This window comes from Streptomyces sp. URMC 127 (assembly GCF_051386535.1).
In the GTDB taxonomy this organism is placed as follows: Bacteria; Actinomycetota; Actinomycetes; order Streptomycetales; family Streptomycetaceae; genus Streptomyces.
In genome coordinates this window covers 1-11590 of record NZ_JBPQTW010000215.1, presented here as the reverse complement: position 1 = coordinate 11590, position 11590 = coordinate 1, and the positions used below count along the sequence as shown (strand labels likewise).

The 11590-nt window shown below is 71.3% G+C and carries 8 protein-coding genes and 1 tRNA gene; 5 read left to right on the top strand and 4 right to left on the bottom strand.

The window, feature by feature from the left end; translation table 11 throughout:
* A partial coding sequence (locus tag ACSNOH_RS29050) for a M6 family metalloprotease domain-containing protein (RefSeq protein WP_436724416.1) occupies positions 1–1200 on the bottom strand: 1200 nt, incomplete at its 3' end.
* Positions 1201–1571: 371 nt separating this feature from the next.
* Here ACSNOH_RS29050 and ACSNOH_RS29045 point away from each other — a divergent pair.
* Complete coding sequence (locus ACSNOH_RS29045) at positions 1572–3344, top strand: putative bifunctional diguanylate cyclase/phosphodiesterase (protein ID WP_436724415.1); 1773 nt, start codon at positions 1572–1574, stop codon at positions 3342–3344.
* A 48-nt stretch (positions 3345–3392) separates the two neighbouring features.
* Here the strand turns inward: ACSNOH_RS29045 and ACSNOH_RS29040 are convergent, their stop codons facing one another.
* Positions 3393–4484, bottom strand: coding sequence for an LLM class flavin-dependent oxidoreductase (locus ACSNOH_RS29040; RefSeq protein WP_436724414.1), 1092 nt, complete (start codon positions 4482–4484; stop codon positions 3393–3395).
* 321 nt (positions 4485–4805) lie between these two features.
* On the opposite strand from ACSNOH_RS29040, the gene ACSNOH_RS29035 reads away from it, so the two are divergent.
* From ACSNOH_RS29035 to ACSNOH_RS29020, 4 genes are all read left to right on the top strand, one after another.
* Complete coding sequence (locus tag ACSNOH_RS29035) at positions 4806–5564, top strand: IclR family transcriptional regulator (RefSeq protein ID WP_436724413.1); 759 nt, start codon at positions 4806–4808, stop codon at positions 5562–5564.
* A gap of 87 nt (positions 5565–5651) precedes the next feature.
* Positions 5652–5725, top strand: a tRNA-Lys gene (locus ACSNOH_RS29030).
* A 305-nt stretch (positions 5726–6030) separates the two neighbouring features.
* Positions 6031–7872, top strand: a complete 1842-nt coding sequence (locus ACSNOH_RS29025; protein WP_436724412.1) for a glycosyltransferase family 2 protein — start codon at positions 6031–6033, stop codon at positions 7870–7872.
* Positions 7869–9827, top strand: a complete 1959-nt coding sequence (locus ACSNOH_RS29020; protein ID WP_436724411.1) for a galactose oxidase-like domain-containing protein — start codon at positions 7869–7871, stop codon at positions 9825–9827. Before ACSNOH_RS29025 ends, ACSNOH_RS29020 begins: the two co-directional genes overlap by 4 nt.
* Before the next feature lie 66 nt (positions 9828–9893).
* On the opposite strand, the gene ACSNOH_RS29015 is transcribed toward ACSNOH_RS29020, so the two are convergent.
* Together ACSNOH_RS29015 and ACSNOH_RS29010 are read right to left on the bottom strand one after the other, a co-directional pair.
* Entirely contained in the window at positions 9894–10943 is a 1050-nt protein-coding gene (locus ACSNOH_RS29015) for a glycoside hydrolase family 6 protein (protein WP_436724410.1), read from the bottom strand.
* A gap of 151 nt (positions 10944–11094) precedes the next feature.
* A partial coding sequence (locus ACSNOH_RS29010) for a class F sortase (RefSeq protein ID WP_436724409.1) occupies positions 11095–11590 on the bottom strand: 496 nt, incomplete at its 5' end.

The window sequence follows — 11590 nt, the reverse complement described above, 5'->3', positions numbered from 1 at the left end:
CCCCCGTACGGTCACCCGCACCCCGTCCACCTCCGAGCGGAGCGACTCCCCCACCCCCAGCGGCGCATCGGCCAGCGGCGGGTAGACGGACTCGCCCCAGCAGGCCTGGTGGCCCGGGTGCCCGTCGAGGACCTGCACCGGCCCGCTGCCCGAGGCGGTGTCGCTGTGCACGCGGTAGACGAGGACGCCCTCCGTGCAGGCGCCGCTGTCGTTGCCGAAGGCGGAGCGCGCCTCGACGGCGAGGGCGGTCGTGGTGCCCGTGCGGATGACGATCAGGCGGGTGCGGTTGTCGCCGCCCGGCTGCATCGGCGTCTCCAGCGGCTGGAGGGTGTAGAGGGCGCGGCTGGGGCCGCGGGCGCAGGCGACCTGCGCCGGGGCGAGCCAGCCCAGCTTCCACTTGTGCCAGGCGAAGGGATCGGAGGCGAGCCCGAACTGGCTGCCCATGAGGTCCCAGTCGCCGACGTGCGTGTCCCAGTCGCCCTTGCCGTCGGTGGGCCGGTGGTAGAGGTCGGGCAGGTCCAGGACGTGCCCGGTCTCGTGGGCGAGGACGTTGCGGTCGGGCGGGTGGTGCTCGAAGACGGTCACGATGCGGCGCAGCGGCGTGCCGTCGGCCTGCAGCGGCCGGTCGAGGTTGACGACCTTGGTCGCGTCCGAGTCGACGCCGGGGGCGTCGGGGTCGGCGACGAGGTAGACGAGGTCGTAGCGGCTGAAGTCCACGCCGGGGTCGGCGGCGGCGACGGCGTCGCGCAGGTAGTCGGAGCGCCGGTCGCCGTCCCAGTCGCGCTGTATCCGGTACGAGGTGGCGGACCGGGGCATCCGGAACCACCGCTTCACCGGGTGGGCGTGCAGGGAGAACCGTCCGTAGGAGGCCCGCTCGAAGAAGCGGGAGGTGGCGGGGAAGTGGTCGGCCGCGAGCTTGTCCGGGGCCACGGACGGGCGGGAGTCCGGGAAGGACAGGAAGATCATGACGGCGTTCAGCCGGCCCACGGGCCGTGGATAGGCGGGGTTCCAGCTGTCGAGCCCTTCGGAGTGGTGGGCCTGGCTGCGCGGGAGCGCACAGGGCCCGCCGGGCCCCACGGCCTGCGCCGGGATGGCGACGAGCGTGGTCGCCGCGATCGCGCACAGGACGGTGAGGACGGCCCCGACGCGGCGCAGCGGCCGCGGCCGGTCCACTCCCATGGGTGTCTGCGGACGCACCACGTCGACCTCCCGGGACGGATTCGGGACACCTCATCCACCCTCAGTGGATTTGTGGTGTTATGCCCTATTCCGCTGCTCCGGTCGAGTGACTAGGCCGACTTCTGGGTACATCACACTCAGTCACTGATGGTCAATTGAGAGGGTGTGGCACTGCAGGCTCAAGCACGAGCGCGCACGGTCGTGCAGAAGTGGACAACCCGGGGTCGGCGGCCCGGCCTCGCCCGTGAGGGCCGCTGGAACGGTCCTCTCGCGAGCTCTATGATCGCCACATTTCCAGCACGGATACCCCGGGCGGACGGCCTCCCGCCGCCTGTTCGGACACGCGTACGAGATCCATGAGACCCATACGAAGCCAGTGCGGAACGAATGCCATGCGGGAGCGAGCGGTGAGCGGAACCCTCGATGGCCAGGGCGGCGCGCCCGGCCCTACGCCTACAGTCGTCACGCAACGTAATGAATCCAGTGATTTTCGTGCCGCGTTCAATGCCGCGCAGCTCGCCATGGCCGTGGTGGGCCGCGACGGCCTGGTGCGTACCGCCAACCACGCGCTCGGGGCGCTGCTGGGCACCGATCCGGCCCGGCTCGCCGACGCCCCGGCCGCCGAGTTCACCGGCCTGCGCGAGGACTCGCGCACCTGGAGCGCGTACCGCGAAGTGCTGCTCGGCCGCCGCGAGCGCCTGCACTGCACCCGGCGGCTGAAGCACACCGGGGGGCAGGGCGTGTGGGCCGAGGTGATCGTCACGCCGCTGCCCGACAGCTGCGACACCCTCCTGTCCGTCGCCGACATCAGCGACCGGCGCGACCTGCGGGCCCGGCTGCGTCACCTGCGGATGCACGACCCGGTCACCCGGCTGCCCAACCGCAGCCTGTTCTTCGAGCGGCTGACCACCGCGCTCGCCACGGCCTCCGCCGCGGACGGCGGCACCGGCCGGATCGGCGTCTGCTACCTGGACCTCGACGGCTTCAAGGCGATCAACGACACCCTCGGCCACCGGGCGGGCGACAGACTGCTGGGGGCGGTCGCCCGCCGGCTGAGCGAGTGCGCCGCGCCCGGCGGCCACCTCGTCGCCCGCCTCGGCGGCGACGAGTTCGCGCTGCTGGTCGAGGAGTCGGCGGGCACCGAGCAGCTCGTGGAGCTCGCCGCCTGCGTACAGGACCGGCTGCAGCGGCCGTTCGAGGTGGCCGGCCAGCGGCTGTCGGTCTCCGCGAGCATCGGCGTCGTGGAGCGCCCCGCGGCCGGCACCCACGCCACGGAGCTGATGCAGGCCGCCGACACGACGCTGTACTGGGCGAAGGCCGACGGCAAGGCCCGCTGGACGCTCTTCGACCCCGAGCGCAACGCCCACCGGATGACCCGTCAGGCCCTCTCCAGCACGCTGCGGCCCGCGGTCGAGCGGGGCGAGTTCGTGCTCCAGTACCAGCCGCTGGTGGGCCTGGTCGACGGGGTCGTGCGCGGCGTGGAAGCGCTGGTCCGCTGGCGGCACCCGCAGTTCGGGGTGCTCCCGCCGAATCGGTTCATCGGCCTCGCCGAGGAGACCGGCGCCATCGTCCCCCTCGGCCGCTGGGTGCTGGGGGCGGCCTGCCGCCAGGCCAGGCGCTGGCAGCTCGAACACCCCGCGGAGCCGATCGTCGTCAGCGTCAACGTCGCGGTGCGGCAGGTGTGGGACTCCGACCTGGTCTCCGACGTGGCGGCCATCCTCGCCGAGACGGGGCTGCCGCCGCGGCTGCTGCAGCTGGAGCTCACCGAGTCGGCCGTGATGGGCTCGGCCGGCCGGCCCCTGCAGCAGCTGCGCCAGCTCAGCGACATGGGCGTGGCCATCGCCATCGACGACTTCGGCACGGGCTACTCCAACCTCGCCTACCTCAGCCGCCTGCCGGTCTCCACGCTCAAGCTCGACGGCTCCTTCGTACGCGGCTTCCGCGCCGGGGAACCGCCGAACCCGGCGGACGAGACGATCGTCGAGGCGCTCGTCCAGCTCGCGCACCGGCTGGGGATCACGGTGACGGCGGAGTGCGTGGAGAGCGCGGAGCAGGCGGAGCGGCTGGGGCGGATCGGCTGCGACACGGGTCAGGGGTGGTTCTACTCCCGGCCCGTGCCGGCGGACTCGATCTCCTCCCTGCTGACGGCGGGGGTGCGGCCGTAGACCCCGAAGTGCCCGGCCGCACCGGGCCGGCCGGGCCCCGCCGGACCGCTAGCTCAGCCCGTACACGTCCGCGATCAGTTCGTAGCTCCGCAGGCGCGCGTCCGCGCCGTGCACGCTCGCCGTGATCATCAGCTCGTCGACACCGGTCGCCTTCACCAGGCGGTTCAGGCCTTCCTTGACCGTCTCGGGGGTCCCGTGCACCGCGGACGCCAGCCGGTCCTCCACGAACTCCCGCTCCGCCGGGCTGTAGTCGTACGACTCGGCCTCCTCCGGCGTCGGCACCAGCCCGGGCCGCCCCTTGCGCAACCGCAGCATCGACAGCGCGCCGGTGAGCAGCTGACGCCGGGCCTCGGCCGGGTCCTCCGCGGCGAAGGCCTGCACGCCGATCTTGGCGTACGGGCGGTCCAGCACGCCGGACGGCCGGAAGCACTGCCGGTACAGCTCAAGCGCCGCGACCGTGTTGCCGGAGGAGAAGTGGTGCGCGAAGGAGAACGGCAGGCCCAGCGCCCCGGCGAGCCGCGCGCTGAAGCCGGAGGAGCCGAGCAGCCACACCGAGGGCCGGTCCGCGCGCTGCACGCCGCCGGGAACCCGGCCCTGGACCGGTCCGGGCACGGCGTGGATCCCGGCGTAGCGGTGGCCGTCGGGGAAGTCGTCGTCCAGGAAGCGGACCAGCTCGGCGAGCTGCTGCGGGAATTCGTCCGCGCCCTCGGCGAGCCGGTCCGTGCGGCGCAGCGCGGCCGCCGTCGCCCCGTCCGTGCCGGGGGCGCGCCCGAGGCCCAGGTCCACGCGGCCGGGCGCGAGCGCCTCCAGCGTGCCGAACTGCTCGGCTATCACCAGCGGCGCGTGGTTGGGCAGCATCACGCCGCCGGAGCCGAGGCGGATGCGGTCGGTGTGAGCGGCGAGGTGGGCGAGGAGGACGGCCGGAGAGGAGCTGGCGATGCCGGGCATCGAGTGGTGCTCGGCGACCCAGAAGCGGTGGTAGCCGCGGCGCTCGGCCAGGCGGGCGAGCTCGACGGTGGTGGCGAGGGCCTGCCCGGCGGTGCGGCCCGCGCCGACGGTCGCCAGGTCCAGTACGGACAGGGGTACGGGGGCGCTGCCCAGGGCCTGCCCCCGGATGAAGTCGTCCTGCGCGTCGGGCACGGTGGTCCGCCTTCCTCTTCCTGGTCGGTCTGATCTAGTCGGTCTGATCTGTCTGATCTGTTCGTGATCAGGTGCTGATCGGTTCCTGATCTCTTCCGGTTCCCGCTCCGCTGCAGCCGGAGACCCTCTCCGGTTATTCCCGGCTCCCCGGCCCGGCTCCGGCCCGGCCCCGGCCGCGAGCGGGGGGCGGCCCCCGCCTTGCCGTCCGCCCGGCCGTCATGGCAACGGCATATGCCGTACTGCCAACACCCTCTTCCTGCCATGCGTTTCGCGGTTATCGTGGTCGGCGGGAGACTCGCCGGAAGCCCGTAGGGGGAGCCCGTGGCGCTCAAGCCCGACCCGACCGCGCCGTTCCATTCGGTCCAGTACGCCCTGCGGGTGCTGGAGGCCGTCGCCCGGTATTCCGGCGGGGTCACCGAGGCGCAGATCGCCCGCGAGACCGGCCTGCCCGCCTCGCACCTCGCGCGCCTGCTGCCGATGCTGCACCGCGAGGAGTACGTCCAGCGGACCGGCGACGGCGGCTACGTCACGGGCGACGCCCTGGCCCTGCTCGGCTCCGGCGGCGACCGCAGCGCCGCCCTGCGCCACAAGCTCCAGCAGTCGCTGTCCGAGCTGCGCGACTCGCTGGGCGCCGCCGTCTACCTCAGCCGCTACATCGACGGCGAGGTCCGGATCACCCAGTACGCGGACGCCCCGCACATGCCCCGGGTCAACGAGTGGGTCGACTTCCGCTCCGCCGCCCACGCCAGCGCGATCGGCAAGTGCCTCCTCACCCAGCTCGACCACGACGACCGCCGCGACCACCTCTCGCGCCACCGGGCCGCCCGGCTCACCTCGCGGACGATCACCAGCGAGAAGGTGCTGCTCAACGCGCTCGACCGGCAGCCCGCGAGCGTGCCCGTGCTGGATCTGCAGGAGTACGCCCTGGGCACGGTCTGCGCCGCCGTCCCGGTCACCGCGGGGAGCTCGGTGGGCTGCGTCGCCCTCTCCCTGCCCCTGACCCACGCGCACCGGCTGCGGCAGGCCGCCGAGTCGCTGAACCGGCGGGCCGCCCCGCTGATGCTGTCGATGGCCCTCTAGGGGGTCCGGGCGGGGGCCATGCGGCCCCTGGGGCGGGGGTGGTCGGGAGCACCCCTCCGGACCAGGTATATTTATCTCTGTCAGCAGGCGCCGCTAGCTCAGTTGGTTAGAGCAGCTGACTCTTAATCAGCGGGTCCGGGGTTCGAGTCCCTGGCGGCGCACGCGAGTCTCAAGGCTCCTCACCATCGGTGAGGAGCCTTGAGTCATTTTCCGGTCAATGGCATGACTCATCACAGCAGGTCGCACCACTTTGCCCGGTAAACACCTTGTTTCACCCTTGCGATCATGACCCGGCGTCCGAGATCCTGAACGGACAGCGATGACCCAACGTCAATGAGTGACCATTGAGTTGAGTTGGGTGGCGCCGGGGGGGCCGGTGCTCTTGGGGTCCGTGCGGCCGTGGGGGGCCGGATGAGACCCGCGATCTGACACACGCAGTCAGCATGCGTGCGGGGGGAAATGACAGATGACGTCCACTCCTGCCGACGCCCGGCGGCAGATCCACGACCAGACGGCGGCGGCCGGGCCGCGCACGTCCGTCCGCCAGGGAACGATCCCGCAGCAACCAGGGCGTAACGGACCGACGCCACCGCCCTCGCGCCCACCGAGAGCCCGGCCCCGGTTCGACTACGAGCACTACAGCCGCCTGGCCGGCCCGCTCACCCAGCCCGACCCCGACCGCCCGTACCGCGTGCGCTACCGCAGCCTCCTGGCCGAGGAGACGCACCGCGTCCTGGGCGCGGCCCTCCTCGGCGCCGCTCCCGTCGTCTCGATCGCCCTGCTGATCTGGCTGATGCAGCCCGCCCACTGGACGCAGCGCGACAACGCCACCCCGCTGATGCGGGTGCTGGACGCGGTGATGCTGGTGTCGATCGGCCTCATCGAGCTCTTCCGCACGATGAACGTCACCTCGAACGCCCACGCCACCCTCGTCGCGCGCGATCCCGTCCCGGTGGTGCCCGAGACCGGCACCAAGGTCGCCTTCCTCACCTCCTTCGTGCCCGGCAAAGAACCGCTGGAGATGGTCACGCGCACGCTGGAGGCGGCGGTCCGGCTCCGCCACCGCGGCCCGCTCGACGTCTGGCTGCTCGACGAGGGCGACGACCCCGCCGTCAAGGCCGTCTGCCGGCGGCTGGGCGTGCGCCACTTCTCCCGCAAGGGCGTCGAGAAGTGGAATCGCCCGAAGGGCCCTTTCCGCGCCAAGACCAAGCACGGGAACTACAACTCCTGGCTCGACGCCCACGGCGACGCGTACGACTTCTTCGCCTCGGTCGACACCGACCACGTCCCGCTGCCCAACTTCCTGGAACGCATGCTCGGGTACTTCCGCGACCCCGATATCGCGTTTGTCGTTGGTCCTCAGGTCTACGGGAACTACGATGCGGCCGTGACCAAGGCCGCAGAAAGCCAGCAGTTCCTTTTCCACGCCCTGATCCAACGCGCCGGAAACCGCTACGGCGCCCCCATGTTCGTCGGCACCAACAATGCCGTCCGCATCAGTGCGCTGAAGGGAATCGGCGGCCTCTACGACTCCATCACGGAGGACATGGCCACCGGCTTCGAACTGCACCGCCACCGCAATCCGGCGACCGGCCGGAAGTGGCGCTCGGTCTACACCCCGGACGTTCTCGCGGTCGGCGAGGGCCCCAATGCCTGGACGGACTTCTTCACCCAGCAGCTGCGCTGGTCCCGGGGCACCTACGAGACCATCCTCAAGCAGTACTGGAAAGGGCCCTGGTCGCTCTCCCCGGGGAAATTCCTCAATTACAGCCTGCTGGTCATCTATTATCCGATGACCGCACTCAACTGGATGCTCGGCGCGCTCAGCTGCGCCCTCTTCCTCGGGCTCGGCGCCTCCGGAATCCAGATCAATTCCGAGGTCTGGATGATGCTCTACAGCGATGCCGCCGCGCTGCAGATCGGGCTCTACATCTGGAACCGCCGGCACAATGTCTCGCCGCATGAGCCCGAGGGCTCGGGCGGGCTGGCCGGCATGGTGATGTCCGCGCTCTCCGCCCCGGTCTACGCCCGCTCGCTGATGGATGCCGTGCTGCGCCGCAAGAGCCGTTTCGTGGTCACTCCCAAGGGAGATTCCGCCAGCCCCGACACCCTCTTCGGGACCTTCCGCATCCACCTGTTCTTCCTGGCGGTCTTCGGCGGCTCGCTGGTGGCCTCCTTCCTCCTCGGCCACACGCACGTCGCGATGCGCACGTGGGCGACGCTCGCCCTCGCGATCACCGTCGCCCCGATCGCCGCGTGGTGGTGGACGACGCGGCGCGCCAAGCGAGCCGTGGAGGCCGCCCGATGAACCCCCGGCGCCTCCTCATCAGCCGCCGCACCCGCCGCTTCGCGGTGGGATCGGCGGTGGTGCTCGCCCTGGCGGGCATGAACGGGCCGGCCATCTGGGGCTACGCCTCCCACCAGTACTACGACTACAAGATCAACCAGCCGGAGTACAAGAAGCGGAACGGCCACTGGACGGTGGTCGACGTCCCCGAGCGGTACCGGATCAATACGATCCACGCGGCCCTGCTGCACACGGGGAAGGTGCTCCTCGTCGCCGGCTCCGGCAACAACGCCCGTAATTTCCGGGCGAAGTCCTTCCGCACGGTCCTGTGGGATCCGGTGGAGAACTCCTTCAAGGACATCCCCACCCCGAAGGACCTCTTCTGCTCCGGCCACACCCAACTGCCCGACGGCCGCCTCCTGGTGGCCGGCGGCACGCAGCGGTACGAGAAGCTGGAGGGCGACGTCACCAAGGCCGGCGGCCTCATGGTGGTCCACAACGAGGACCCCGACAAACCCATGACGCTGCCCGCGGGCACCCGCTTCACCGGCCGCAAGAACGGCAAGACCTTCGAGTCGAAGGACGCCGTCCTCGTCCCCCGCGCCAAGAAGGAGCAGAACAAGGAGACCCGTAAGGTCACCGTCACGGTCTCCACCGCCCGCGTCTACGTGGAGGCGCTGCACAAGGGCCACGAATTCGAGACCGGCCTCACCGACAACTACCGGGTCGAGGGCCTCTCCGGCAAGGACGCCCAGAACATCTACGGCATCGCCAACAAACTCTCCTTCGACAAGAAGGATTTCCAGGGCATCAAGGACTCCTTCGAGTTCGACCCGGTCGCCGAGCGCTATGTGACCGTCGACCCGATGAACGAGGCCCGCTGGTATCCGACCCTGACCACCCTGCAGGACGGCAGGGTCCTGTCGGTCTCCGGCCTCGACGAGATCGGCCAGGTCGTCCCGGGGAAGAACGAGATCTACGACCCGAAGACCAAGAAGTGGTCCTACCTGCCCCAGGAGCGCTTCTTCCCGACCTATCCCGCCCTCTTCCTCACCGACAAGGGCCGGATCTTCTACACCGGCTCCAACGCGGGCTACGGCCCGGCGGACAAGGGCCGCGTGCCCGGCCTGTGGGACCTCACGAGCAACGAGTTCACCGAAGTGCCCGGCATGAGCGACCCGGACGTCCTGGAGACCTCGATGTCCGTCCTGCTGCCCCCCGCCCAGGACCAGCGGTACATGGTCCTCGGCGGCGGCGGGGTCGGCGAGGACAAGAAGTCCACCGCCAGGACCCGCCTGGTGGACCTGCACGACGACCGGCCGCGCTTCCGGGACGGCCCCGACCTCTACGCCAAGGCCCGCTATCCCAGCAGCGTCATCCTCCCGGACGACACGGTGCTCACCACCAACGGCTCCGGCGACTACCGCGGCCGCAGCGACTCCAACGTCCTCAAGGCCGAGATCTACGACCCCGCGGAGAACAGCCTGCGCCCCGTCGCCGATCCGCTGGTCGGCCGCAACTACCACTCCGGGGCGCTGCTGCTGCCCGACGGCCGCGTGATGACCTTCGGCTCCGACTCGCTCTTCGGCGACAAGGCCAACACCAAGCCGGGCGTCTTCCAGCAGCAGATCGACCTCTACACCCCGCCGTACCTCTACCAGAAGGGTCGGCCGGAGCTGAAGGACACCGCTCCGCGGACGGTCGCGCTGGGCGGCTCTGCCACGTACGGGACGGAACGCCCGGAGGACATCGCCAAGGTGCGCCTCATCAGACCGGGCTCGTTCACGCACGTGACGAACGTGGAACAGCGCTCTGTCGCCCTGGAGTTCAAACGGTCGGCGGACGGGATCACGGTCACCCTGCCGAAGGACCCGTCGCTGGTCCCCCCGGGGTGGTACATGCTCCATGCCGTCGACACGCGGGGCGTGCCCTCACCGGCGGTGTGGGTGAAGGTGCCCCTGGCGACGAAGGACTGACGGAGGATTGACGACGGATCAGCGCCTGCCGGTGGCGCCGCGCGCCCGGGCCCCGTGGTCAGTGCGTCAGTGCGCGTTGCGCGCGAGGTCCAGGGCGTAGGTCTCCCACCACTTGCCTGCGCCCGGGCCGCCCTTGCACGTGCCGTCGGACTCGCCCGGGCGCTTCACCCACAGATACGCATCGACCTTGGAGTCGCCGGTGCGGGTGGTGGGCGGGGTGCCGAGGGCGCGGCCGCGGGGGTTGCACCAGGCCTTCTCGTGGTCGGGGGCATTCAGCGGGCCGTTGCCGTTGCGGCTGGTGTCGATGACGAAGTGCTTGCCGCCCAGCAGGCCGGACAGCCGGTGTCCGTAGTCCTTGTTGGCCTTGGTGGTCTGGAAGTTGGAGACGTTCAGCGCGAAGCCGTCGGCCTGGTCGATGCCGGCCCGGCGCAGCGGGTCCGCCATGCGGTCGGGCGGGTTGACCCAGCTGGGGTTGCCCGCGTCGATGTAGACCTTGGTGTGCGGGAGGGCCTTCAGGCGGCCCACGGCCTCCTTCAGGAGCGCGAACCGCTCCTCGTGGTACTGGTGGGGCGTGCAGCCGTCCGAGACGTGGGGCACGGCGTCGGGCTCCAGGATGACCGTCGCGCCGCGGTTGCCGATGCCGCGGACGGCGCCGTCCAGCCAGCCCCGGTAGGCGTTTCCGTCGGAGGCGCCGCCCTGCGAATACTGGCCGCAGTCGCGGTGCGGGATGTTGTAGAGCACGAGGAGGGCGATGCGGTCGGCCCTGGCGGCGGCCTCGGTGAAGCCCCGGGTCTGCCCCTCGGGGTCGTCGGGGCCGATCCATTCGGCGACGGGCTGTGCCGCGATCTTGCTGAGGAGCTGGGCCTGGCCGCTGCGGCCGCCCCGGCGGAGCTCGGAGGCCCGCTTGGCCGCGGTGGACTCGGGGTTGACCCAGAAGGGCACGCGCGCCTTGGGCTGCTGGGCGGGGGCCTGCGGCGGCGGGGCTTCCTTGGGGGAGGTCGCGGAGGAGGAGGGGGAGGAACAGCCGGCGAGCAGCATCAGCGCTCCGACGGCGGCCCCGGCGGAGCTCAGAGCCGCGCGCGCCCTGCGGGCACGGCCGGTGTGACTGCCGTACATCCATTCCCCCTCGGGTGCATTCCTGTAGGGGTGTCCCCACGCCCCCACGGGACATGACCGGTCCCTGCAATGCTGGCACACCCGGGAGCCCGACCGTGTGTGATCTGTGGATGACAGGGAGTTGATTCGCTCGGTCGGAGCACCCATGCGGTCATCTCCGTGCGGTTCCGGCCGGGCCGTCCGGCCCGGTCAGGTAGGCGGACACGACGACGTTCGCGCTGTAGGCGCGCCGGGTGCGGTCGAAGTCGCCGGCGCAGGTGATCAGGCGCAGTTCGGCGCGCTTGACGTCGCGCGGCCCGTAGGCCCGGGCGGCGTCGAAGCGTTCCCTGGTGAAGACGGAGACGTCTTCGACGGTGAACTCGGCGGTGGTGCCGTCCGCGCGGCCGACGGCGACGGTGTCGCCGGGTTTGAGGCTGCCGAGGTCGTAGAAGACGGCGGGCGCGTCGTCGGTGTCGACGTGGCCGACGAGGACGGCGGCGCCGGGCGCGCCGGGCCGGGGCCCGCGGTGGTACCAGCCGACGGCGCCGGCCCGGGCGTACGGGGGCGGGTCGACGGCGCCCGCCGGGTTCAGGCCCCTGGCCTCGACGGGGGCGTTCACGCCGAGGGACTTGATGGTGAGGGTGCGGGGCTCGGCCGGGGGGCTGTCT

Coding starts and splice junctions, on each gene's coding strand:
- ACSNOH_RS29015 (WP_436724410.1), bottom strand. CDS start 10,943: ATGTACGGCAGTCACACCGGCCGTGCCCGCAGGGCGCGCGCGGCTCTG.
- ACSNOH_RS29020 (WP_436724411.1), top strand. CDS start 7,869: ATGAACCCCCGGCGCCTCCTCATCAGCCGCCGCACCCGCCGCTTCGCG.
- ACSNOH_RS29025 (WP_436724412.1), top strand. CDS start 6,031: ATGACGTCCACTCCTGCCGACGCCCGGCGGCAGATCCACGACCAGACG.
- ACSNOH_RS29045 (WP_436724415.1), top strand. CDS start 1,572: ATGCGGGAGCGAGCGGTGAGCGGAACCCTCGATGGCCAGGGCGGCGCG.